The 22219-nt window shown below is 58.8% G+C and carries 22 protein-coding genes and 1 pseudogene; 3 read left to right on the forward strand and 20 right to left on the reverse strand.

Annotated features, from left to right (window positions below):
* Positions 1-32 precede the first annotated feature (32 nt).
* The 14 genes from DESFRDRAFT_RS23120 to DESFRDRAFT_RS11885 form a co-directional block, all read right to left on the reverse strand.
* Entirely contained in the window at positions 33-716 is a 684-nt protein-coding gene (locus DESFRDRAFT_RS23120; protein ID WP_005994194.1) for an acyltransferase, read from the reverse strand.
* Positions 713-1942 carry a LegC family aminotransferase gene (locus tag DESFRDRAFT_RS11830; RefSeq protein WP_005994196.1) on the reverse strand — a complete coding sequence of 410 codons (1230 nt, stop codon included), beginning with the start codon at positions 1940-1942 and terminating at the stop codon, positions 713-715. Before DESFRDRAFT_RS11830 ends, DESFRDRAFT_RS23120 begins: the two co-directional genes overlap by 4 nt.
* Entirely contained in the window at positions 1939-2937 is a 999-nt protein-coding gene (locus tag DESFRDRAFT_RS11835) for an NAD-dependent 4,6-dehydratase LegB (protein ID WP_005994198.1), read from the reverse strand. Before DESFRDRAFT_RS11835 ends, DESFRDRAFT_RS11830 begins: the two co-directional genes overlap by 4 nt.
* Positions 2934-3056 carry a hypothetical protein gene (locus DESFRDRAFT_RS23125; protein WP_272913129.1) on the reverse strand — a complete coding sequence of 41 codons (123 nt, stop codon included), beginning with the start codon at positions 3054-3056 and terminating at the stop codon, positions 2934-2936. Before DESFRDRAFT_RS23125 ends, DESFRDRAFT_RS11835 begins: the two co-directional genes overlap by 4 nt.
* 422 nt (positions 3057-3478) lie before the next feature.
* Entirely contained in the window at positions 3479-3772 is a 294-nt protein-coding gene (locus DESFRDRAFT_RS21405) for a recombinase family protein (RefSeq protein ID WP_272913130.1), read from the reverse strand.
* A gap of 259 nt (positions 3773-4031) precedes the next feature.
* Positions 4032-4796 carry an AglZ/HisF2 family acetamidino modification protein gene (locus DESFRDRAFT_RS11845; protein WP_005994200.1) on the reverse strand — a complete coding sequence of 255 codons (765 nt, stop codon included), beginning with the start codon at positions 4794-4796 and terminating at the stop codon, positions 4032-4034.
* Position 4797: 1 nt separating this feature from the next.
* Positions 4798-5415: an imidazole glycerol phosphate synthase subunit HisH gene (gene hisH, locus DESFRDRAFT_RS11850; RefSeq protein WP_005994202.1), complete on the reverse strand. Its 618-nt coding sequence runs from the start codon at positions 5413-5415 to the stop codon at positions 4798-4800.
* Positions 5412-6581: an N-acetyl sugar amidotransferase gene (locus DESFRDRAFT_RS11855; protein ID WP_005994203.1), complete on the reverse strand. Its 1170-nt coding sequence runs from the start codon at positions 6579-6581 to the stop codon at positions 5412-5414. The genes hisH and DESFRDRAFT_RS11855 overlap by 4 nt, the downstream gene beginning before the upstream one ends.
* Positions 6582-6687: 106 nt before the next feature.
* Positions 6688-7788 (reverse strand): glycosyltransferase family 2 protein, encoded by a 1101-nt coding sequence (locus DESFRDRAFT_RS11860; RefSeq protein ID WP_005994204.1) that lies wholly within the window; start codon positions 7786-7788, stop codon positions 6688-6690.
* A gap of 70 nt (positions 7789-7858) precedes the next feature.
* Entirely contained in the window at positions 7859-8872 is a 1014-nt protein-coding gene (locus DESFRDRAFT_RS11865) for a glycosyltransferase family 2 protein (RefSeq protein ID WP_005994205.1), read from the reverse strand.
* On the reverse strand, positions 8869-9453 hold the full coding sequence (locus tag DESFRDRAFT_RS23130; RefSeq protein ID WP_005994206.1) for an acyltransferase: 585 nt from the start codon (positions 9451-9453) through the stop codon (positions 8869-8871). Before DESFRDRAFT_RS23130 ends, DESFRDRAFT_RS11865 begins: the two co-directional genes overlap by 4 nt.
* The gene (locus DESFRDRAFT_RS11875; protein ID WP_005994207.1) at positions 9450-10454 is read right to left on the reverse strand and encodes an NAD-dependent epimerase/dehydratase family protein; all 1005 of its coding nucleotides are present in this window, start codon (positions 10452-10454) and stop codon (positions 9450-9452) included. Before DESFRDRAFT_RS11875 ends, DESFRDRAFT_RS23130 begins: the two co-directional genes overlap by 4 nt.
* Positions 10451-11017 carry a hypothetical protein gene (locus DESFRDRAFT_RS11880; RefSeq protein WP_005994208.1) on the reverse strand — a complete coding sequence of 189 codons (567 nt, stop codon included), beginning with the start codon at positions 11015-11017 and terminating at the stop codon, positions 10451-10453. The genes DESFRDRAFT_RS11875 and DESFRDRAFT_RS11880 overlap by 4 nt, the downstream gene beginning before the upstream one ends.
* Positions 11014-12537, reverse strand: a complete 1524-nt coding sequence (locus DESFRDRAFT_RS11885) for a hypothetical protein (RefSeq protein WP_005994209.1) — start codon at positions 12535-12537, stop codon at positions 11014-11016. Before DESFRDRAFT_RS11885 ends, DESFRDRAFT_RS11880 begins: the two co-directional genes overlap by 4 nt.
* Positions 12538-12755: 218 nt before the next feature.
* Here DESFRDRAFT_RS11885 and DESFRDRAFT_RS11890 point away from each other — a divergent pair, with 218 nt between their 5' ends.
* Both DESFRDRAFT_RS11890 and DESFRDRAFT_RS23285 read left to right on the forward strand, forming a co-directional pair.
* The gene (locus tag DESFRDRAFT_RS11890) at positions 12756-14726 is read left to right on the forward strand and encodes a hypothetical protein (RefSeq protein ID WP_144005026.1); all 1971 of its coding nucleotides are present in this window, start codon (positions 12756-12758) and stop codon (positions 14724-14726) included.
* Between the two features lie 556 nt (positions 14727-15282).
* Positions 15283-15477, forward strand: a pseudogene (locus DESFRDRAFT_RS23285) (IS3 family transposase); the annotation flags it as partial.
* A gap of 65 nt (positions 15478-15542) precedes the next feature.
* Here DESFRDRAFT_RS23285 and DESFRDRAFT_RS11900 read toward each other — a convergent pair.
* From DESFRDRAFT_RS11900 to DESFRDRAFT_RS11915, 4 genes are all read right to left on the reverse strand, one after another.
* A complete protein-coding gene (locus DESFRDRAFT_RS11900; RefSeq protein WP_005994212.1) occupies positions 15543-16907 on the reverse strand; it encodes a hypothetical protein in 1365 nt (454 codons plus the stop codon).
* Entirely contained in the window at positions 16888-17688 is an 801-nt protein-coding gene (locus DESFRDRAFT_RS11905; RefSeq protein ID WP_005994214.1) for a ParA family protein, read from the reverse strand. Before DESFRDRAFT_RS11905 ends, DESFRDRAFT_RS11900 begins: the two co-directional genes overlap by 20 nt.
* 229 nt (positions 17689-17917) lie before the next feature.
* Positions 17918-18439 carry a GNAT family N-acetyltransferase gene (locus DESFRDRAFT_RS11910; RefSeq protein ID WP_005994216.1) on the reverse strand — a complete coding sequence of 174 codons (522 nt, stop codon included), beginning with the start codon at positions 18437-18439 and terminating at the stop codon, positions 17918-17920.
* Positions 18436-18714: a type II toxin-antitoxin system TacA family antitoxin gene (locus DESFRDRAFT_RS11915; RefSeq protein WP_005994217.1), complete on the reverse strand. Its 279-nt coding sequence runs from the start codon at positions 18712-18714 to the stop codon at positions 18436-18438. Before DESFRDRAFT_RS11915 ends, DESFRDRAFT_RS11910 begins: the two co-directional genes overlap by 4 nt.
* 313 nt (positions 18715-19027) lie before the next feature.
* Here DESFRDRAFT_RS11915 and DESFRDRAFT_RS11920 point away from each other — a divergent pair, with 313 nt between their 5' ends.
* A complete protein-coding gene (locus DESFRDRAFT_RS11920; RefSeq protein WP_005994219.1) occupies positions 19028-19624 on the forward strand; it encodes a tyrosine-type recombinase/integrase in 597 nt (198 codons plus the stop codon).
* A 90-nt stretch (positions 19625-19714) separates the two neighbouring features.
* Here DESFRDRAFT_RS11920 and DESFRDRAFT_RS11925 read toward each other — a convergent pair whose 3' ends face one another.
* Entirely contained in the window at positions 19715-20977 is a 1263-nt protein-coding gene (locus tag DESFRDRAFT_RS11925) for a protein-tyrosine phosphatase family protein (RefSeq protein WP_005994221.1), read from the reverse strand.
* A 17-nt stretch (positions 20978-20994) separates the two neighbouring features.
* Positions 20995-21780 carry a ParA family protein gene (locus DESFRDRAFT_RS11930; RefSeq protein WP_005994224.1) on the reverse strand — a complete coding sequence of 262 codons (786 nt, stop codon included), beginning with the start codon at positions 21778-21780 and terminating at the stop codon, positions 20995-20997.
* Positions 21781-22219: the final 439 nt, after the last annotated feature.

Below are 22219 nucleotides of genomic sequence, written 5' to 3' on the forward strand. Positions count from 1 at the left end.
CTGCCCGCTTCTGAGGCCCCCCCAAAAAGTCCTCAACTTGCAGATCCGCTCCCACTGAGCCCGGCAGACGTGCTCCGGATGCAAGCGGCTGGATTGCCGACGATGACGGAACCGGGTGGGAAGCTTTTGGTGACGACGCTCCCCGCTCCCACCACGCATTCCTCCCCCAAGGTGACGCCCTTGAGGATGCTGACGTTGAATCCGATCCAGCATCTTGACCGGATGGTGATGGGAGACATAGCTACGTGGGTCCAGTTCTTGTTCCGTATCAGGTTCGCCCGATCGGCGAGGTAATCGTCGTAACAACAACGAACGTCGTCGGCCCGTTTCTCCCAGCGCGTGGAGTGGGAATCGTTGTCCATAAGCGTGACTCCCCAGGCCATGATCACGTCGTCACCCACGGTGATGGCATCAGCGCAGACGAAATTGACATTGCCGAGCTGGCAGCGTGCGCCAACGCGAATGGTGGAGTCTTCTCGCAACAGGTTGAAGCTGCTGAAGATGTGGGAGCGCTCGCCGATGGACAGACGGATGCTCGGGTGGACGTCCGGCGACCAGACGCGCACTGTGGCGCAAGGATCGACGATGGCCGTAGCGTGCACCTCGACATGGTCGCGACAACGCTGCCAGCAATCCCATGGCGGTGGGCCGGCCACATAGGAGGCCGCCCTGCGCGAGCTAAGGAGACATCTGCCCAGCCGGCCAAGAATGTTCATGATCTGCTTGAGGCGTCCCCGGCAAGGGGACGGCTCCTTTGCCCATTTTCCGGGGTACGACGAGCGATGTGCACGGCGTCCTGTATGCGCGGGCTGCTCGGGATATTGACCAACTCCGCAGCCAATTTGGTGGCCACCTCCAAGGGGCCGCGCGGGTTATGAGCAAACATGGGCAGGCTGGACAGCAGATCCCAGGCCCGACGCGTTTGGATGCCGCAATCGTTGCTCGTTTCAAGAAAGGCCTCCCTTGTCGCGATATCGGGTAGGCGGATGGCGTTGAGCCAATAATTGGACTGAGTGTCGGCGGGTTCGCTCACGAAACGTAGGCCGACTTTGGCGCAAAAAGTCGCGTATTCACCGGCCAGGGCGCGTTTGCTCGCTAAGAAAGACTCGAGTTGCTCCAACTGGGCGCAGGCCAGGGCTGCGTTGAGGTTGGGCATGCGGTAGTTGTAGCCCACGCTGTCATGGACGAAGCGGTAGGGGAGCGGCAGCTTAGCCGTGGTGGTGAGATGCTTGGCCCGGCGGGCCAGTTCCGGATCATCGGTCAGCACGGCGCCGCCCCCACCACTGGTGACGATCTTGTTGCCGTTGAAACTCAGGGTGCCAAGCAGGCCGAAGGTGCCGCAATGTCGGCCCTGGCGGAGGCTCCCCAGGGCTTCGGCGGCGTCTTCCACCACCGGGACGCCGAAGCCTGCGCAAACATCCGTCAGCGCGTCAACGCGGCAGGGGTGCCCGAAGGTATGCATGGGCACACACGCAGCCACGCGCCGCCCGGTGGCAACATGGCGGCAACCTCCATCGGCTTTTTTGCAGGCCGTGAGCAGGAACTCGGCCACAGCCCCGGGATCGAGCCCCAACGTGTCCTCTTCCACGTCCAGGAAGACCGGTTCCGCTCCAGCGTGAGCGACGGCGTTGGCCGTGGCCACGAAGGACAGAGGCTGGGTGAGGACCATGTCGCCCGGCTGGACTCCTGCGACGAGCAAGGCGGCATGCAGGGCCGTGGTGCCGTTGACTGTGGCCACGGCGTATTTCGCGCCGGTGATCTGGCAAAGCATTTCTTCGAAACGCGTCACATAGTTCCCGACTGAGGATACGAACGTGGAATCGATGGCGTCGATGACATACGCCCGTTCGTTGCCGTAAAACTGCGGCTCGTGCAGGCCAATGCGATCCCGCCCGAGAAAATGGGACCGAATGAATTCGCATAATGAAACGTAGGTGCTCATATGTTGTAAGCCTGCGCCTTGTACCGACCGAGGTTCTCCGGGGCACTGAACCAGTCGACCGTTTCCACTAGGCCCCGGCGGAAGCCATCGAGGCCGCCGTAGGCGGGAGCCCAGCCGGTTACGGCCCGCAGCCGGGTGTTGTCGGCCAGGAGACGTTCCACTTCGCTTTTCGCCGGACGCAGGCGCTGGGAGTCGTGGCCGATCTCGACGGAGGCGTCCATGACGGAGGCTATCATCTGGGCCGTGTCACCGATGCTGACCTCGAAGCCGGAGCCGGCGTTGAGCACCTGACCGACTGCTGCATCCGACAGCAAAACGGCCTCGAAGGCGCGTGCCGTGTCCGTCACAAAGCTGAAATCGCGGGTAGGATGGAGCGCCCCCAGTTGGATGCGCCGCGCGCCGGAGGCGATCTGGCTTATGATCGTGGGAATGACCGCCCGGGCCGACTGCCTGGGGCCGTATGTGTTGAAGGGGCGCAGGATGGCGACGGGGGTGTCGAAGGAAAGGTGAAAGGACAAGGCGAGTTGATCCGCGCCGATCTTCGTGGCGGAATAGGGAGATTGCCCGTGCAGTGGGTGCTCTTCTGTGATGGGCACGAATTGGGCCGTGCCGTATACTTCGCTGGTCGACGTGTGCACGACCTTGGACAGGCCCAAGTCGCGTGCGGCCTGGAGCACGTTGAGCGTGCCTTTGATGTTCGTGTCCACATAAGTGTCGGGCGAATGGTAAGAATAGGGAATGGCGATCAGGGCCGCCAGATGCAGCACGGCGTCGCAGTCCCGCATGGCTGCGCGTATGCCGTGCGGATCGCGGATGTCGCCGGCGAATACATCGAGGTCCTTGCGGATATCCTCCGGCGAAGCGTCGAGCCAGCCCCAGGAATTGAACGAGTTGTAGTAGACGAAGGCCCGTACCTCGTGGCCCTGGCGCACGAGGTGCTCGACGAGGTGCGAACCGATGAAGCCGTCGGCTCCGGTAACCAGGATGCGCGTCATACATTTCCCCGGGCTCGGTCGAAGTCGCTGGACCGTCCCACGTCGAGCCAATCGTCGTGTATGTTGTAGACCGCCACGCCGTGCCCTGCGGCCATGGCCGAATCCAGAAGGTCGGGCATGATATGGCCCGGTCGGCCAGAACCAGGGGCAGAAGCGACGGCGCTATGACGTAACTGCCGGCATTGACGAGAAAATGGCAAGTAGGCTTCTCCCTGAAGGTCTGCAGCAATCAGTTGTCCGTGTTCACTAGGCCGAAGGGGTATTTCATAGGTGTGGTTGCGGACGCACAGCGGGGCAGCTTGGCCTTTGCGGACATGGAAGTCAAACAGGGCGGGCACGTCTATTTATGTGATGAGGTCTCCCAGGCGCGCAGTCGTTCGGCATTGCGCGAGCGGAGAAGAATAGTAGTCAATTCCCCAAAATTTGACAACTCGTCCGGTAAGCGATCAATTAGGCCTAAACCCAACATTCATGCACCAGGTACCAAGTAGCTTCGAGCAGGTCTCTTGGTGTCAGGAGCATGACAAGCTCATCAAAAATTTCAGCCTGTTATGCCGAGCTTGGCGTCCTGTGCCGGTGGACGATGTCCATCACCGTGTTCTTGCTGAGCTTCAATTCTTTGGCGATGTCTCGATATGACTGATCCTCTTCGACGAGGCAGAGCACCTTGGGGGCCGAGCTCGGCCTTTGGGCGATGACCAAGCCTGCGCCCAACGGTCTTGTCCCGCGCCTTGGCTGCGGCGATGCCGGACCGCACCCGTTCCCGAAGCAGATATCTCTCGAACTCTGCCAGCGCGGCCATCATGGACGCGATCAGTTTCCCCTGCCCGAGCACCTTGTCTGTAACAAGGGCTGGTTTGATTAGGGATTACCTTTTAAAAAAGTCATATGGGAATCTCTCAATAATATGACCCCTCCGGGTTTCCCGTGGGTAACCGCACTCAGGAGCTTATTGGATAGAGATCCAAGCCGCCGCCGAAGAATATAGATGGCGGCCTTGAGGTGTTCCCGGTTTCTGTAGCCGCAGTCCCCTCCTGAGGAGACCATAACCGGTCAGGTACCCACGGAAAATCCGGAATGACCGAAAAACTTACCTATTTTCTCCGGACCCGTTCCAACTCCGCCTTCTCGGGATAGGTGATAAGCACAGCTCGACGGGGGCCATGAAAGACAAACATCGAACCGGCGGCAGCCGCCGAAGCTTCGCCCTCGACAAGCGCCTGGCGCAGATGTGCGTTGGTTCCGGCACCGCCGAGCGCGATAACCGGCACATCCACGGCCCGGCTGACCGTACGCGTGAGGTCGAGGTCGTATCCCTCCATGGTTCCGTCGCGATCCACGCTTTGCACGATGAGTTCACCCGCGCCGCGCGCCACCATATCCCGGGCAACAGCCTCTACGTCGGTGGCGACCTTGTGGCTTCCCCGGCGGCTGACCACCACTGACCGGCCGGTCCAGGATTTTTTTACGTCCAGACAGACCAGTACACTTTGACTGCCAAAGCTCTCCGCCAGACGGCTGACCAAGTCGGGCTGCTCCAGCGCGGCGGTGTTGAGACAAATCTTCTCTGCTCCGGCGCTTAACAGGTCCCGAGCAACGGGCACAGAGACCACCCCACCACCGACCCCGAACGGCATGAGGCACTGGTCAGCCACGCGGGTGACAAGATCAAGCGGTGGGGTGCGGCCCTGCTTGCTTGCTTCGATGTCGAGGATAAGCAGTTCGTCCACTTCCTTAGCATCGAAGATATGCACGGCGTTCATGGGGTCGCCCACATAAACGTGATTCTTAAAGCGTACGCCCTTGCAAAGCCCCTTGCCGCGCAAGAGCAGGACGGGAATGATTCGGGGCAACAGCATGTCAGGTGAGCCTCAAAAAATTTTCGATCATCCGTAGGCCATGGTGGTGGCTTTTCTCCGGATGGAACTGCACGCCCCAAATATTGTCCCAGGCAACGGCGCTGGCGAAAATCTCTCCGTAATCGGTCTGTGCCGCCACTTGCTCCGGGGTATTGCAAAATGCGGCATAGGAATGGACGAAATAATACGGCAAGTCGGGATCGATGTCGGTGAAAAGTAACGCGCCGGGGCGGCAGGACACCGTATTCCAGCCCACATGGGGCACCCGCAACCGCCTGTCTCCCTCGGGGGGGCGCAATCGCCGCGTCTCGGCGTCAATCCAGCCCAGTCCCGGCCGGCGGCCTTCTTCGCTGCCCCGGGTGAACAGCTGCATCCCCAGGCAGATGCCAAGCACTGGCGTTTTTTTCTCCAGCACGGCTATATTGAGCGCCTCTTCCAATCCAGAATCCCGAAGATTTTTCATCCCGGCGTCAAAAGAGCCCACACCCGGCAGCACCAACTTTTCCGCGGTTGCCACCACGGCCGGATCGGCCGAGATCATGGCCTCGGCCTTGATGCGCGCGAACTTCATGGCCACCGAACGCAGGTTCCCCAGGCCATGGTCCACAATCACGATCATTGCGGGCAGGCTCCCTGATCGTCCCCGGGTGCATAGACATATTTATAGTACAGCACCGGCGGGACAACGCCCAGGCGCGTGCCCAAGGCGAGTGGGCCACGCAATGCTCGCAACAATGGATAAGTCGTGGGATAATCCTGGAAGGTCTTGACCGGCGCGTCCATGATCGCATCGAATTCGGCCTGGGTCAGTTCCAGCTTCCGGATCGTGTATTCCACGAGTTCCGGCTTTTCCGGGTACGGCTCAGCTTGAATCGTCGCCAGCGCTTCATCCCGGGATATTTTCCCGGAACGTACCCTGGCCGAAAGCCCTAGCTTGCGTTTGTCGATGCCGAATTTCCGGGGCAGCAGGTAGGATTGAAAAAAATGAGTGTAAAGCGACTCGTGATGATGGCCGCCGTAGTCCTGCCAATCGATTTCCCGGGCCAAGACCGCCGCCGCCTCCTTCTTGTCGTATTCCATATAGTTCAGAAAGGGCAGAATATGAATGCGTCGACCGAACATGTACCAGGCGAGCGCGAGCAGGGATAGATTGGGCACGTTCGTTCGGGCCGAGCCCGAAAAACGCTTGTGCACGGAGCGAATGTAACGACCGTCAAAATAGGTCCAATCCCGCGGCACAATTCCCTCGGTCCGGAAGCTATGGCCGCTTAGGACATAGCGCAAGCCATCCCTGGCAGCGGATTGGAGCAGCACGGCGCTGATGGCCATGTCCGTGGGGATCTCGGCGTCCGAGGTAGAAGCCTTGAGAAAAGAAATCTGCAGGCGGCGAAAATCGTCCCAGTCCACCACATGGGTGTAGAGCTCGACGCCAAGCCTGCGTGTGGCGTTTTCGATGTTATGAACCGCGATTTCCGAATCCCAGCCGTTGTCGAAATGCACAGCCAGGGGGCGCAACCCGAGGGAAACGGCTTTAAACAGCGTATAGGTGCTGTCCACCCCGCCGCTGACCCCGACCACGCAGTCATAGGACTTGCCACGTCCGGAGGCCTTGATGCGAGCTACCAGTTCCTCAAGACGCCTTTCGCCAGCCTCTCCGAGCGGATAGCGCTTTTCCATGGTGTCGTGGATCTTGCAGAATTGACACACCCCGTTTGCATCAAAGACGATGCTTCTGATGGTTTTATCATAGAGGCAGCGGGAACAGACACGGGGAGGGGTAGCCATGGGAAACTCCGGAGAAACGATCCTCGGTTGGTCAGGGTGCCGGACTACCACAGGTAGCCCATTCGCCCAGGCGGTTCAAGGCGCCGCGCGCGGTAGATACAGACGCTTACTTGTACAGCCGATCGTTGTCGAGCATGTCCATCCACATGGCCGAGAGCAGAAACTGAATGCCACTTATGATCAAGAAGACGAACAACAGTAACGCTGAAAAAGTCCAAGATTTGCTCTCAAAAACGTCAGCCATCAAACGTAAAAAAAGCAGACCACCACCCAAAAGTGTTAAAAAAGATAAATGGTACAGCATGAAAAGAGGGTGGAAATCCTTAAAAAGATATTTTATCCACAAACGCTTAAAAAAAGACTTAAACAAGAGCCAGCTTATAGAAGGTATCACCCTAAAAACATTCATTTTTGATGTCTCGCCCACATTGTAAACAGGCTTTATCTCCACTTCACGAAGTGTACAAAAGGCGATGTTGAGCTTGACCAACATGTCATTCGGCATACCGTAACGCCGATAGATCTTGTGGATGCGAAGGCCCTGCAATGCATTGAGCGAAATGGCGGTGTAGCCGGTTTGGGTATCGGAGACGCGCCAGTAGCCGGAGGCGATCTTGGTCAGCATGGACAGGATGGAATTGCCGAAGTACCGCAACTTGGGAATGACCAGCCAAGCTGAACGGTGGATCAGTCGGTTCCCCTTAACGTAATCAATCCCCTCGTCCACCACAGGCCTGCAGATGCTTTCCAGCTCCGCCGGGTCCATCTGGCCATCACCGGCCATCACGGCTGTACATTCGATGCGCAGATCCTTGCACAGCTTATATCCTCGCGCAATGGCCGCACCCACGCCACCGTTTTCCAGATTGTCAACCAAAATAACTCGATCTGCATTCGGCGAGCAGTTGTGCACTTTTGATGGCACAAAATATTTGATTTCCTCCTCGTCCATGCGCTGCACGAGAAGCTCTGCCCTATTGTAAACGCTATCTTGCCGCAAAATACCATCATTCTCTTCTTCGAGCAGGGGAACAGTATTGTGAGCGTCCATGTAATCGAGCACACGCTGGCGGGTATCGTCCCTGGAACAATCGTTGACGACTACAATATGATCCACGAACTCCGGCATTGTGTTCAACACCTTCGTGATCTGACTGCCTTCGTTATAGGCAGGTACGACCACGGCCACGGTCTTGCCAGAAAGCATAAAAGCTGACCTCATTTGAACTGTGTTGGCGCATGCCACGCACATCTTTTGTCAACAGGAAGTGCATCCGTCAAGAACAACCGGGCCGACGCCGCCGGGTGCATGAATGCGAACTGGAGGACGGCTTGCGGCCGATGGACTTATCCACAATGAAAAGCGGACGTTTTCTGGTTTGCTCCAGGTTGTTCCAGAGGTAGCCGCCCACGATGCCGAAGCCGAGGAAAAGCACCGAGACAATGACGAGTTCCAATACAATCACGGAAGGCCAGCCAGGCGTACTGATAAAGCCAAGCAGTGAAGCCACGACCACGTAGGCGATGCCAATGGCGCTCAAGATCGACATAAGCAGCCCAAGCAGCACGAAAATGCGCAGTGGAAACGAGGAAAACGCCACCACCGAATGGAAGGCGTAGGAAAGCTTTTTGCCAAACGTCCACATGGAGTGCCCGTGGACGCGTTCGGCCCGGTCGTATTCGAGTATGGCCCGGTCGAAGCCGGCCCAGACGATCAGTCCTATAAGGCTGGTCTTTTTCTCCGAGGACTGCAGGATCACCCGGACCACGCAGCGGTCGATGAGGCAAAAGTCGAAGCCGCCCGGCGGCATCTCCGGCATGACAAGCTTCCGGTAGAGCGTATGAAACGCCTGGGCCAGAAATTTGGAAACGCCCGGGTCCTCACGGCGCCGTCTGGCGCACAGCACAACTTTCTTGCCGCTCCGCCAGCTGGCCAGCATCTCCGGGAGCATCTCCGGCGGGTCCTGGAGATCCGCCGACAAAATCACTGCTGCGTCGCAGTCGGCGACCTGGGCCAGGCCGGCGGCGATGGCGGTAAAGGATCCGTGGTTGCGCGAGAGCAGCAGCACCCGCACCCGCGCGTCCGACGCGGCGAGACGCTCCAGCACGGCTTGTGATCCATCCGGGGACCGGTCGTTGACGAACTGGAGCACGAGCTCCACCCCGCAACCGACCACAGCGGCGGTGATGCGGCGATAAAGCTCCGGCAGGCTCCCCTCGTTGCCGTAGACCGGCACGACCACGGCCAGCCGGGGACGCTTGCCGGCCGGATGCCGGACCGCCTTTCTCATAACGGCCTTGCCGCGCGGCAGACCATGCCCGCGTGCGGGGCGTCGCCGGTCCAATCGCCAACGCTGCATCGCAGTCCTTCCTTGCAAGAAACGAGTTTGCCGCCGCAGCGGCACACCTGTCCGGCCGGGCGGGCCGGATTGCCGACCACCAAGGTAAAAGGCGGTACATCGCGGGTAACCACCGCACCGGCTCCGATCATGGCATAGCTTCCGATGGTGACACCCGGCGTAAGGACCGCGCCGGCTCCGATGGAACAGCCGCCCTCGAGAATCGTGGCCAATGCCGGGAGGTAGCGCTTGCTGCGCGGATAGCGGTCGTTGGCGAATACGGCCGACGGGCCGATAAAGACATCGTTGCCCACGCGAACGCCTTCCCAAAGCGCCACGTGGCATTTGACCGTAACCCGGTCGCCAAGGACCACGCCGCTCTCGAGAAAGACAAAGTCGCAGATGTTGGCGTCACGGCCGATGACCACCCCGGGCAGCACATGGGCGAAGGCCCAAATCCGCGAGCCCGGGCCAACGGCGTCGGTTTCGCAGATGCCCTGAGGATGCACGAAAACGTCTTGCGGGGCGCTCACCAGTAATACTCCCGGTTCTCGCGATAATAAGCGATCGTCTCGGCCACGCCGCCCGCCAGGGCCGTACTCGGTCGCCAGCCGGTCACCCGGTTGATCTTGCTGATATCGGTATAAAAATCACCTGGTTCCTGGGCTTTGCGCTCCGGAGAGAAAGGCGTGAACGTAAGCTCGCCACTTCCGGCCTGGGCCACGATGGTCTCAGCCAGGGTCAAAAAATCCGAGGGGGCGTCATGGCCGATGTTGAAAACCTCGCCTTCGGCCTCGGGCGTGACAGCCAAAAGAAGCAGGGCGTCCACGCAGTCGTCGATGTAGAGAAAGTCGCGCTTGATGCGGCCATCGCCGAAAATGGGAATGAGATCGCCATCGATGGCCAGCCGCATGAACCAGTTGGCCACGCCGAAGCGGTTGTGGCGCATCTGGGCCCGGGGGCCGTAAATATTGGTCAGGCGCGAAAGCACACAGCGGATGCCGTGGTTGCGGTGATAGCTGCGCATGATGTGTTCGGCGGCCAAAAGCGAAATTTCGTAAATACCCTTGGGTTCGGGCTTGGTCTCCTCGCCGGCCGGGAGTTGCAGCACGGAGCCGTATTGGCCGCGCGAGCCGAGCTTGATCACTTTGGCTGTGGGGTTGAACCGCCGCAAGGCCTCCATGACCACGGCTGTGCCTTTGATGTTGATGTCGATGTCCGGAAAGGGATCGGACAGGCTTTTTAAATGGCAGACCTGGGCCGCGCTATGAAAGACGTAGTCCTTTTCGCGCACGAGCCAGTCCATGGCGGCGGCGTCGCGGATGTCGCAGAAGTTGATGACCGCAGCATCGCGCACGGGGGCGATGTTGCGCAGATTGCCGCCGTATTCCTCGATCATGGCGTCGGCCAGGGTGACCGTGGCGCCGCAGTCAACGAGGCGTAAGGCCAGCGAGGAGCCGAGAAATCCCAGGCCGCCAAGAATGAGCACACGACGGCCGCGAAAGGCCTCGCGAAAAAGGATATCGGTATTCATGGAGCCTCGAAAAAGACAATTTTGCCCTTGTGCCAGAGCTGGCTGCCCTGGCCTTTGAGCACGATTTCCAGGGTAATGGGAAATTCTTCGTCCGACCAGCCGTTTTCCACGCAACCCAGGCACAATGGGTATTGCGCCCCAACCTGGGTCCAGCGGCCGTCGCGGCCGGACAGCGAAAAAAGCTTTTTGCTGAAAGGGCCAAGCAGTTCGTTAACTGTCACTGAAGCGGCCGCACCGGACAGACGAGGATAAAAGACCACCCGATCGCTATATTTGCGCAGCCGGACAACGATCCGGGCCTCTTCCTGGCCCGGTTTTGGGGTGTACATACGCCAGCCGGGCGTATCGGTCGCGATATCCGCCGCGTCCCCCCACTCCGGTCGCTGCTCCATATTGGAACAGCCGAGCAGCCGGGTATGGCGCGGGACCGGATCGACCACCGGCAGGGTCAGGGCGCAATAACTGTCATGAAGGGGATGCCCGGTGGCAACGCCGAACCCTATCAGGGCAGCCAGGGCCAGCAGCCAGGAGGCTGAAGCGGAAAAATGGGTGCGCCATCTCACGGAGCAGCCTCCGGATACGAGGCGAAACCGAAGGCCACGTCGTTACGATAAAGCGTCCCGGCCGGAGTCTCGGCCACAGCGGTCAAAGGTGTATGTCGGGAGGCCAGGGCGGCCGCCGCCGGGGGGAGCAGGACAAAGCCAGCCCGGAGCGGCTGTTCAAGGGCCGAAATATCATACAGCTCGATGCCGTAGGCCGGCGGTGCCGCCAGATAAGCGACAACTGGCTTGGTCGCGGGCACGGCCAGGGTGCGCAGCCAGGGCGAAGAAGCTCCGAGGCTCAGGGACAAAGTCGGGTTCATGGCCGTGGCCTGGGCGGCGATGCGCGGCGCGAAACCACGGAAGTCGTCATAGGCCGGACGCACAAAAAGTGCGTATTGGTGGGCCAGCGTCATCGGCAACAGCGCCAGGCCAGCGGCCGTCGTCCAAGCCAAAACCGTGGTCCGCGAACGCGGCGGCAGGGTTTTGACGGCATAGGTCAGGGAAAGGACGAAATGGGCAGCGAGCAGCCGGGACAAATGTCGGCCGGAGCCATTGTAGAGGGCGACGTAAGCCAGAAACGGCGCTCCCATATTGCACAGATGCACCGCCAGTGCGTACAGGCGGGCGCGTTTGCCGCCGGCGGTCACGACCATGGCCATGCCGGTGGCGCTCAACATGAGCAACAGGACCAGAGTATGGTAGCGGTTGTCGGCAAAATTGGTCAGGTTGCGTAGATTATTCAAAAAAAGCGGCAGGCGATCGAGAAATCCGCCGGAAAGCACGGCTGCACCTGGATTGGTGCCGGGCGAGGCGATCCAGGACGCGGCGGTAAGAGAGAAAAGGGCATAGCCGGCTAGCAGACACAGCCCGCCCCACAACAGGGCACGCCAGCTCTCGCGCCAGTGGCCCGACCCGGCACAAAAAAAGACCGCCGGGAACAAGACGGCCCAGGTCGGCCTGGTCAGCGTCGCGGCCAGAACCAACCCGAGGACGATCCAAAAGCGTCGCCGAATAGCCGCGTCCCCCTGGCGGACCAGACCGGCCAGCGCCGCACCCAACACAAGCCCCAGCGCGCACTGGGCCGCGTCCTGGTAGGCAGTCGGCAACAACACAACAAGAGGAGGGAAGAGCGTCAGGCAAATGGACAAAAAAGCAAAGGTTCCCAGAGACAACCCTCTGGCGCTGCCCAAAAGGGCCAACGTCAGAAGCACCATATTGAAGGTGGGTGCCAGCCAGTTTTGCCAGCCGCCGCTCAGCTTGGCCAAGCCGCCATAAACCACGGCATAGGCCGCCCCATGTGGGCCAAATCGGCCGATTCTGGCAGTATGCCCGTTACCACCGTAATAGCCGCCGGAAAATCCGGCCGCAGCGAAGGTAGAGGCTTCCCGCGTATACAGATATTGATCGAAATCATAGGCGGGCTGAAAATCCCCGACGCTCGCCCCGATCAGGCGGGTAAGCAGAAAAAGGCCCACAAGAGCGGGAGTAGCGGACAGAACCACCACCATGACCAAGCGGCCCACGCGAGAAAGAATATTCATGAGTATGTGGGCAGGCTCATAGCATTCCGCCAACCGACAAGGCAATATAAAGCCTCGCACACCACTGCCGTGCTATACGGACAGTGCGCTAACCGAGCCGTTTTCTGGTTGTTTTATCCGGGCACCGATGCTATTGCTGCCCCGCTTTTCGGTCTGGTGGAAATCATTCCTGCCTCCTGGCCAGACGCGGCAATCTGTTCTCCGACGAGAATCCTGAAATGAAAGGATTTTCGCTTAAAATACGCATTCCAGCCTTGTGCGTCGTGCTGGCCGTATTGGGGTTGGAAGGCCTCATGCGTCTTTTGCCGATGCCACCAGCTTCGCCTGGATACGAGTATGTCAAAAATGCCGGGATCTTCTACAAACATGGCCAGCCCGGCGTCAACAGCATGGGATTTCAAGATCGCGAGCGGCAAAAGGAAAAACCGGCCGGTATCGGGCCAGGACAAAATCCCGGCATGAAAAAATTATTTTTCAGCCTCATTCTCGTAGGGCTGGTTGTTCTTGCCTGCGAAGGAGCTGCCCGGCTGGCCTACCGGCTCGAGTTTGGGCACGCCTACATGGCCGCCGCAATACACAGTCGCATTGCCACCGTGCTGGCCCGACAGTCGGCCGCCAAGGCCAATGAACGCGGCGCATCCGGTCGGGCCCATCCCTATTATGGCTTTGTGGCCAGCGACGACCGCCCCCTGCCGGCCCAACGCGCGATGGTTGATATCACCGCTTCCCAGCTTGGCTTTACCGGCGATACCCGACTGTTCGATCCCTCAGGCAAGACTTTTCTGGTCGTGATCACGGGCGGCTCCGTCGCCCACTATTTTGCCACGGACAAAAAATCGGAATTGCTCGCTTGGCTGGAGAAACGTCCGGAATTCGCCGGGCGTACCGGCCGGCTGCTGGATACGGCTCTGCCCGGCTACAAGGAGCCCCAACAGCTGCTCATCCTGTCCGACCTGCTAGCCCTTGGCGTGCGGCCGGACGTGGTCATCAATCTCGACGGGTTCAACGAAACCTGTATCGCCCGAAAAAACCTGGAGGTAGGCGGCTATCCCTTCATGCCTTGGTTCTGGGTGGGCAACGACTCCCCTTCACGTGAGCGTCTGCGCCTGCTTGGGCGTCTGGAATTCCAGGAATCTCTGCGCGATCGGGTGGCCGCACTCCTTGCCCGTTTGCCCGCCCTGCCGGCGCTGGTCGGCTTTCCGGCTACGGCACTCGATAAACTGGCCGATAATCGCACCGGGGAAATCGAAAACCAGCTGGCCCGGGAAAGCATCGCCCGCAATCCGCTGGCCAGGCAGCAGGCCAGCCCCGGAGGCGGTTTTTATCTCGGTCCCAACGTAGTTATCACCCAGGACCAGTTCGCTGACTTGGCCGCTGCCGAATGGGCCCGTGCCTCGATTTTGATGAGCGACATGGTTCGTGCCGCCGGGGGGCGCTATTTTCATGCTCTGCAACCGGCGTCTCCGCTATGGGCGGCCGCCCGGGGCGAGGCGCTTGGTCCGCTTTGCCCGGAGACCTGCGTGGAGTCAGGATATCCGGCGCTCTCCCGCTACGGAGCCGCCCTGGCCGCCGCCGGCGTGCGTTTTGCCGACCTGGAGCCGGATATGACTGCTACGGCCAAGGTATTCGTGGACTGCTGCCATGTCACTCCGGCTGGCCAGAACGCACTTTTTTCTGCTATGATCGCCTTTTTAGCCCGGACCTGGAGTGCCGAGCCGCCCAATGTCGATCCTGATACAGCCCTGGCCGCCTTGCGTGACAAACCGGCCGCTCCTTTTTCCGGAGCCGACCTACTGGCCGCACCAGCACCGGGAAATGTAGTCACGGAAAACATCCGGGCTGTGGAACGCTCCAGCGATGGCCCCTACCGCACCGTTTTAGGTCACGAGGCGGTCGTCTGCCTGCCACTGGCCCGTCCGGAAAAAATCCGCCTCGCCTTCGGGCTCAAGGATCCGCTTCCCGGGCAAGGCCTGACAGTCCGCTTAAACGGCCACGAACTTGGTGCCTTCGCCTTGGACAAGCCAGACTTTCGGTTGGAAAAGCCCCTGGAGATCGATTTCTCCCAAGGGCTCAATACGCTTTCCTTTGCCTTTTCCCAGACCAACACAGGGCCAAAGCGCAACACGAACATTCCCGAAGGCTACGCGGCTGAGTTCACAACTCTGACCCTGATGCCAGTAACAAGATAGGGGCAATCCCAAGCGTACCGTGGAGTTGACCCGATTTCGTGGACAGATAATCCTTTGAGAAGGAGAGGTTCACGATGTCGATACGTCCCCCGCATCCCCCGGAATTCCGTAGCCGGATGATCGATCTGGTTCGCTCGGGGCGCAGCCCTAAGGATCTGGCCACCCTCCGGTCAGACGATCCGCAACTGGGTGCAGCAAGCAGATCGCGACGATGGTCTCCGCCATGATGAACTGAACTCCCAGGAATGGGACGAGCTTCGAAGATTGCGCCGCGAAAACAAGCAGCTGCGCGAAGAGCGTGAGATCTTGTCAAAAGCCGCAGCCTGGTTCGCCAAGGAGGCCGACTCGACTACGCGGAAGCGTTCAGGTTCGTGGCAGTGGTTCTGAATGTTTTCAGCCGCAGAGTTGTTGGCTTGGCCATGGCCAGCCATATATGAGAACGGACTTGGTGCTTGCGGCTCTCACCATGGCGGTGAAACGACGTAATCTTTTCGGGAGTCGTTGCCGTATATTGAATATGTATCAATATATAGAAACTATCTAAAATTGATTTTATAATGCAATGTGCGAAATTTTCTTTGCATCGTTTGAGTGCTAACTGCTCTGGCAAAACTCGTATCAGTCAAGGCAGGAGGCCAGACTGGCCGTGTTTGATTTCATCGAAGGCTGGTACAATACCCATCGACGACATTCTGCTCTCGACTACATGTCGCCGTTGGCTTACGAAAGGATGCATGCTCTCGCTTCATAAGCGTTCAAGCTGAAAAGTCTCCACAAAATCGGGAGAACTCCACTGCACCTGATTGGCACGGCCGGTCAGGGAACGTCGCGCACGTTTTTGCGCCAATGCTTTTTGATCCAGGCGTCCTTTGAGCCGCCGGGAAAGCCTTGCATAATCGATTTCAATTCCTTGGCCGTAAGCGCGTCACGGTATTGCTCGAACCGGACGTTTTCAAGGGTTTCCAACGCCTCCTTGCGACGACGCATGGCAGTGACGGCGGCTTCGGCCTCGGCCTCCTCCCTGGAGACGTATTCCGGATGCGCCCGCAACACGCCCCAGCGGGCCAGGGCGGTAAAAATATACGCGGGCACGCTCCGCACCGGCTCGCCTGTTTGCAGGTCCACAAGCTTTCCCTTCGTTTCAAGCTCCCATTCGGCCCGGTCAAGGCTTAAGGCCAGCAGATCCCGCTCGAGTGTCTTGCCAAGTTTTTCCCGCGCGGCCGAAGCCTGGCCGACCTGCTCCCGGCGCAACCCCGCAGCAAAAACCCGTGGCCACATGAGCTCCAGAAACGCCTCGTCCCAGCCTTCCAGGGCCTGGATAGAAAGATTTTCTTTCTTATCTATCTCAAGAGGCATTGAGAGTCTGGCTGACTGGCTGTGCGGCGCATTGACAGACTGGCTTTGAGATGTGCTTAAAGACAGGTCTTGTGCTGGGTTTTGAGATTGGTTTTTTGTTAGGATTAATAATTGGCTTACTGACTGGTCGCATGTCTGGTCTTGTTGGTATTGCTCGATGACCGGCTGGTTGAACACCACGCGCACGCCTTGCAAGTTACCGTCCCGGGCCTTGCGGAAGGTCAAAAAGCCCAGGGCGTCCAGGCGCCGCATAATCGTGCGTATGGAAGCTTCCCGCATATCGAGGACGGCGGCGATGTCGCGGAATTTAACGATGTAGGGTTTGGTTTGCAGAAGCAGATCCAGGACGCGGCGCTGGTTGTCGTTGAGCCGGTCAGCAACCTTGGCGCGGCCTAATGTCTGGCCTTTTGAAAGGTCTCTGTCATGGCTTACAGTGTGGCCTTGTGTATGGTCTTTAGTTTGGCTTTTTGAGGGGCTTTGTGTCTGTCTGATAGACTGGCTGGCCTTTTGATTGGCTTTTGGTGTGGCTGACAGACTGGCTGGCTGTGTATATGTGTGGCTGACAGGCGTCGTGTCCGGGGGGCTGAATGGCTGACTGGTCGACTGTGTGGCTGGCTGACTGGCTAACTCCGGTATACGGCGGGCCGAAGCCTCGGGGATTGTCGGCGATTGCGGCGCGTCCGGAGGCGAAGACGACGTTTTGCCTGTCAAAAAGGCGATGGCGTTTTCCGGAAACGCCGTCAGGGAAGGAAAGGCGTCGAAAGCCTCCTGCGGTGGAATCGTGGCAAAGGGGTCTTCGGACAGGCTAGGCTTGTTTTTCGACACGAGCGATCACCTCGCGGGCCAGGGCATGGTAGTCCAGGGCGCCGGATTTGGTGGCGTCAAACTCGAAAATGGACTTGCGGTGCGAATGCGCACGATCGATATCGATGTTGACCCGGATTTCCGTTTCAAACACCGGGATGCCCTTGGCATCGAAAAATGCCCGGATCCGGCCCTTGTTTTTTTTGTGGGTCACGGCCCGGCCGTCGAACTTGGTCAGCACCACGCCCAAAAGCAGCAGTTTCTTATTTTGCTGCTTGGCCTGAGAAAGCACCTGGACAAAGGTGGAAAAGCCGTCCAGGGCGTACTGGTCCCCCACCGGGCACGGGACGAGCACGTAGTCCGAGATGAGCAGCGCATTTCGCAGCATGGGGCCGATATTGGGCGGCGTGTCTATAAGCACGTAATCGTAGCGGCCGATATCCTTGTCGTTTTGCAACAGCCGTGAAAATCCCAGCACCGAATCGATGCCGGCATAGGAACGGACTTCCCATTCCATACAGCGAATGGAATTGGGAACGATTTCCATGTGTTCCGTTTTCGTGGCGCAGGCATTGGGGCTGAATGCCCCTTCGGGGTCCTCGAGGGCCTTGACCAGGCTCGAATTTTCACGCAACCCAAAATCCGGCAAAAGTGTGGAAGTGGTGTTGGATTGCGGGTCCCCGTCCACCACGAGCACGCTCGCGCCTTCACGGGCCAACCCTGCGGAAAGATTGATACAGGTCGTTGTTTTTCCGACCCCCCCCTTATTGTTGCCTACGGTAATAATGATAGGTTCTGCCATTTTCACCCCCCCCTAAATTTCCCTATCGGGCATATTTCCACCGAGGGAAATCCTTGTCAACGCAATCCATTACCTATTTTCTCGGGGCGCGGTTTCTCTCGTAGCGGGAAAAAGCGGACATCCGCCAGCCAGAAACTGTCCATCGAGGTATTTGGCCTGGAAGGAACGAGTTCGTGCTTTCGTGTCGGCAAGCAGAAATCGTCCGTCGCAGGAGGAAAGCGCCTTTCCCTCAATCGTTGCGAAGGAATTTTTTCAAATCCTTCATGACGAGGAAAAGCCGATACGGATCGGTCGGGCTGGAATCAAAGGCGAAATGTTCATAGAAGGCTTTGGCCTGGTCATCCTTGGCGACGACGAACAGGGCGCGGATACCGGCAATGTCCGCGGCCTGCGCCGTGCGAAGTAGGGCATCCTTGAGGAGGCCTTTTCCGATCCCGAGCCCCTGCTCGCGGCGATCGACGGCAAGCCGCGCCAAAACCATGACCGGCACGAGGTGGCGGGCAAGCCCCTTCCCGACTCTTGCCGGTACGGTTCGGTGCGCAGCACCGCCTACGGCAAGGCTGTAGTAGCCAACGACGACATCACCACGCGTGGCGACGTAGGTTTGCGCGCTGTTGGCTTGCTGGCCGGCGAGAGCGAATTTTTTCAGAAAACGGTTAAGTTCCTCGTGTCCACAATCAAAGGGCCCCGTGTCATGCGCGGTGCACAACTTTTCGACCGGAGAGAGCGGGGCCGTGATACGACTGCTCACTCGAACACACTCGTTTCGCACAACAGCGCTTCAAGGCGGGGCTTTGGTTTCGTCGGCGCATCGAGCGCCGCCTGAAAAGCCGCCCATGCCGCATCATCAAGCTGGAGAAGCCTCTGCTCGGCCAATACCGCGGCAGCTTCGGTCAAGGCGACATCAAGCATAAATTCGGTCACCGTCTTGCTCTTGGCGGCGGCGGCTTCTTGTAAAACGCGCTTCACGCTTGTTGTGGTGCGGATGTCTATCCGCTCTGATTTTGCTTCCGTTCCCAGGTTCATGGTGTTTCTTCCTTCCGTGGCGCAAATTGGAATTGTCCTATCATCCGGATATTGTCCGGACAATATAAAATTGAGGCTTGTCGGCGAGGAGTCAAGAGGACTTCCGGTGTCCAAGGCGGGTCAAACGGGCGTTGTTTCTGCCGGCTCTTCTCGTTAACTTCTCATAAAAAGTTAACGAGCTATATATCGTATGAAAGCGTATAAATTTATGGTGTTAGGCGTATTTTGAGGTCAGGCGCTTGAAAAAACCTTTCTTTCTCATTAACTCATACCCAAATAAGACATAAAAGTTAAAAAGCGGTGGGAGGGGAAAATGGCCGGAAACGGAAACAGGAATCATCCCCAGCGGGGCAGCTCCATCGCCGTGGAGCCGATCAAGAGCTTGCGGGCAATCGCCACCATCAAGAAATTGCTGGCGGATAGTCCGCGCAACTACGCGCTTTTTGTGGTCGGGATCAACACGGCGCTTCGCGGCTGCGACCTGCTGTCGCTGACGGCCGGCGAGGTGCGCGCCATCCTGGCCGATCCGGACGGCGCGGCCAAACGTGAACGCAAAACCGGGAAGAAGCGGCGGTTGACCGCCAACGGCGCGGTGCGCAAGGCGCTGCTCGGACTTTTGGCCACGCGGGACTTCGCGGACGAGGATCAGGTCTTCCAGGGCCAGCGCGGGCCGATCACCAAGCAGTACCTGTGGGCCCTGGTCAAGGGCTGGTGCGGGGCCATCAACCTGCCCGGACATTACGGCGCGCACACCTTGCGCAAGACCTGGGGCTATCACCAGCGCGTGACTTACGGCGTGGATATCCCCACGCTGATGGCGATTTTCGGCCACGCCACCCAGCGCCAAACCCTGGCATACCTGTGCATCCAACCCGAAGAAATCCGATCGGTCTACGCCAACGAGCTGTAGCTGCGGCGACAACGTCGCCAGCGGGGCGCTTCGTCTTTGAGTAGCCGGCGTGCGGTGCGGGCCATGCCGCCAGGCGCGCAGACCAGCAGCTCACGTCCGGGACTTGCGCCAGGCCGCCTTGAGCCAGGCATCCTTCGGGCCGCCGGGATAGCCGTGCATAGCCTGGGCCAGTTTCTCCGGGGAAAGCGCATCACGCCAGGTCTCGAACTGTGCCTGCTCGGCCTTGCGCCAGGCCACGGCCACGGCCCTAGCTTCCTCTTCGGCATCCCGGGCCGCCTGTTCCTCGGGCGAAACATACCCTTTTGGACGACGGTAATAGCCGGTGCGGGCCAGGGAACGGAAAACCCAGGCACATGGGTCGAGCACAGGCTGGCCCTCTTTGTCGCGCATGGCTCCCTGGGCCAGCTCCCATTCGGCATGATCAAGGCTTCCCACCACCTTGTCGACGGGTTTGCCAAGCTCGGCCAATGACGCGGTGATCTGTTCGAATTGTTCCCGGTCAAAACCTGCCCGGTGCAGATTGGGCCAAGTCATCGCGATACGCTCTGAAGAGATAGATAGATTTTCTATCTTTCTATCTTCCTTATTTATGGTCGGATCACCTGTCGGCTCAGGCGCCTTCACTGGCGCCATGGTTGGGACATCCTTCGGCTCATGCGTTGGATCAGGTGTCAGGTCAAGTGTCGGGTCATGCTGCTTAAATGCTTGGCAACGGGAGTGGACCAGAAACAGGCGCAGTCCCTGGCACACGCCGTGGCGGTAGGTCTCCTTGCGGAAAAAGCCCAGTTCGGCGAACTCGGCAAAATACCTTTTTACTGAAATTTCGGTGAGTTGAAGTGCTCTCGCCACGGAATGACGGTTGAGGATATAATCATCCCCGTCCGGTTCGTTGTCGATGATAAAATGGAGGAAGCGCCGCTTGTTCTCGGCCAGGCTTCGAATGATCTGTTTCATCCCGAGCGTATCAGCCGGAGACCTAGTAGGGACACCTCTCGGCTCAACGGTCGGATCATATTTAGGGGTTGGATCAAGAGTTGGTGCATGCGTCAGCTCATGATCCGACAGGGGTCCCAACTCCTGTCCCGACAGCGGTCGGGTCACCGGTCCCGACAGGGGTGCCGACACCTGATCCGACACTTGAGCCGGCAAATGATCCGACAGATGAACTGAAGTATGATCCGACTCATCTGGGCACGCCTGGGCCGGAGCAGCCTCCGGCTCCGGGCGCTTGGTGGGGAAAACGCTGATCTTGTCGGCCATGCGCGCGGCCTCGGCAAGACTGAGCCGGCCATCCGCCGACTTCTTGAGCGTATCGAAGATAGAGCGTCTGTGTTTGGGTTTGACGTCGGGCATGGCTTCCCCTGGGGCGCTCATTCAGGGCTTTCGAGGATAAGCCGGAGTTCGGCGGCCAATTCCCGGTAGGCTTTGGCGCCGTAGGTGGCGGAGTGACTGCCGAAGACGGTGGCCTTGGTGTATTCGGCCTGTTCGAAGACTGTGCTGCGCGGGATGTGGGTTTCAAACATCTTACCGCGGAAATTGTCCTCCAGCTCGGAAACGATGAGCCGCCCCATGGCGGTCCGGCGGTCGATGTTGTTGACCAGAAGGCGCAGGAAACGCAGATCCGGGTTGCCGTCCTCCTGGATCTTCTCGATGACGGTCAACACGCGCAACAGGCCCTCGATGCTGTAGGCGGAACCGGCGGAGATGGGCACGATGCAAAAGTCCGCGGCAAACAGGGAGGACAGGGAGAAAAAGCCAAGGTTCGGCGGCGTGTCGATGAGGATATATTGGTAGGTCTTTTTGGAGTAGTCGCGGAGTTTCGACCGCAGGATGGAATAATTGTCCGGCAGATTCTGGGACAGGTCGTACTCCAGCACCGCCGTGTCCGAGATGTTGGGCAGAATGTCCACTTTCTTGATTTTTGATTCCACGATGGCTTTTTGGGCCACCAGATCCCGGGAGGTCAGTATGTCGTAAAGGGAATTTTGAAAGGTGATGCCGTTGCCTGTCAGCAGGCTCGTGGAATTACACTGGGAATCCGTGTCCACGACCAGGGCACGGCCACCTTTGAGGGTCAGGGCATGCGCTAGGTTGCAGGTCAGCGTCGTTTTGCCGACGCCCCCTTTGTTGTTGGCGATGGTGATGATAGTACCCACGGCGTCCCCTGTGTTTATCTAAATTTCAGTTTGTTTTTTTCTTAAAAAAAACCATAAAGTCAATATGTTTCTTTTGCGTTTACAAAGAAACAAGTTGTTTTTTAAGAAAAATATTGGGTAAAATGGGCAGGGCAGGGCAGGGGGGCAAAGGCGGTCGTGACCAGCTCTGGGCCTTCGGATTATCTGAAACCTGAGATGATGACCTTGTTCGCTTTTACAACGAGCGGGGACCCATACGATTTTTGACGGTCACCGCATCATGGACATATATTGGGATGGGGACTCGGCCTCCAAGACGGCATGATAGCAACATAATTATAGCCTAACCGCTGTTGCTAACTTGGCATGGCCAGTGAGTTTTCTGGTGTTCTGTGTTGTAACAACAGAAATAGCAGGCCGAAAGGGGCGTTAACAAGACGCTTCAATGATTGAGGCTGAT

This window comes from Solidesulfovibrio fructosivorans JJ] (assembly GCF_000179555.1).
GTDB classification, from domain to species: domain Bacteria; phylum Desulfobacterota; class Desulfovibrionia; order Desulfovibrionales; family Desulfovibrionaceae; genus Solidesulfovibrio; species Solidesulfovibrio fructosivorans.

Excerpts from the sequence above, each read along its gene's own strand:
- DESFRDRAFT_RS23120 (WP_005994194.1), bottom strand. The coding sequence starts at position 716 with ATGAACATTCTTGGCCGGCTGGGCAGATGTCTCCTTAGCTCGCGCAGG.
- DESFRDRAFT_RS11830 (WP_005994196.1), bottom strand. The coding sequence starts at position 1,942 with ATGAGCACCTACGTTTCATTATGCGAATTCATTCGGTCCCATTTTCTC.
- DESFRDRAFT_RS11835 (WP_005994198.1), bottom strand. The coding sequence starts at position 2,937 with ATGACGCGCATCCTGGTTACCGGAGCCGACGGCTTCATCGGTTCGCAC.
- DESFRDRAFT_RS23125 (WP_272913129.1), bottom strand. The coding sequence starts at position 3,056 with ATGCCCGACCTTCTGGATTCGGCCATGGCCGCAGGGCACGGCGTGGCG.
- DESFRDRAFT_RS11845 (WP_005994200.1), bottom strand. The coding sequence starts at position 4,796 with ATGCTGTTGCCCCGAATCATTCCCGTCCTGCTCTTGCGCGGCAAGGGG.
- hisH (WP_005994202.1), bottom strand. The coding sequence starts at position 5,415 with ATGATCGTGATTGTGGACCATGGCCTGGGGAACCTGCGTTCGGTGGCC.
- DESFRDRAFT_RS11855 (WP_005994203.1), bottom strand. The coding sequence starts at position 6,581 with ATGGCTACCCCTCCCCGTGTCTGTTCCCGCTGCCTCTATGATAAAACC.
- DESFRDRAFT_RS11860 (WP_005994204.1), bottom strand. The coding sequence starts at position 7,788 with ATGCTTTCTGGCAAGACCGTGGCCGTGGTCGTACCTGCCTATAACGAA.
- DESFRDRAFT_RS11865 (WP_005994205.1), bottom strand. The coding sequence starts at position 8,872 with ATGAGAAAGGCGGTCCGGCATCCGGCCGGCAAGCGTCCCCGGCTGGCC.
- DESFRDRAFT_RS11875 (WP_005994207.1), bottom strand. The coding sequence starts at position 10,454 with ATGAATACCGATATCCTTTTTCGCGAGGCCTTTCGCGGCCGTCGTGTG.
- DESFRDRAFT_RS11885 (WP_005994209.1), bottom strand. The coding sequence starts at position 12,537 with ATGAATATTCTTTCTCGCGTGGGCCGCTTGGTCATGGTGGTGGTTCTG.
- DESFRDRAFT_RS11890 (WP_144005026.1), top strand. The coding sequence starts at position 12,756 with ATGAAAGGATTTTCGCTTAAAATACGCATTCCAGCCTTGTGCGTCGTG.
- DESFRDRAFT_RS11905 (WP_005994214.1), bottom strand. The coding sequence starts at position 17,688 with ATGGCAGAACCTATCATTATTACCGTAGGCAACAATAAGGGGGGGGTC.
- DESFRDRAFT_RS11915 (WP_005994217.1), bottom strand. The coding sequence starts at position 18,714 with ATGAACCTGGGAACGGAAGCAAAATCAGAGCGGATAGACATCCGCACC.
- DESFRDRAFT_RS11920 (WP_005994219.1), top strand. The coding sequence starts at position 19,028 with ATGGCCGGAAACGGAAACAGGAATCATCCCCAGCGGGGCAGCTCCATC.
- DESFRDRAFT_RS11925 (WP_005994221.1), bottom strand. The coding sequence starts at position 20,977 with ATGCCCGACGTCAAACCCAAACACAGACGCTCTATCTTCGATACGCTC.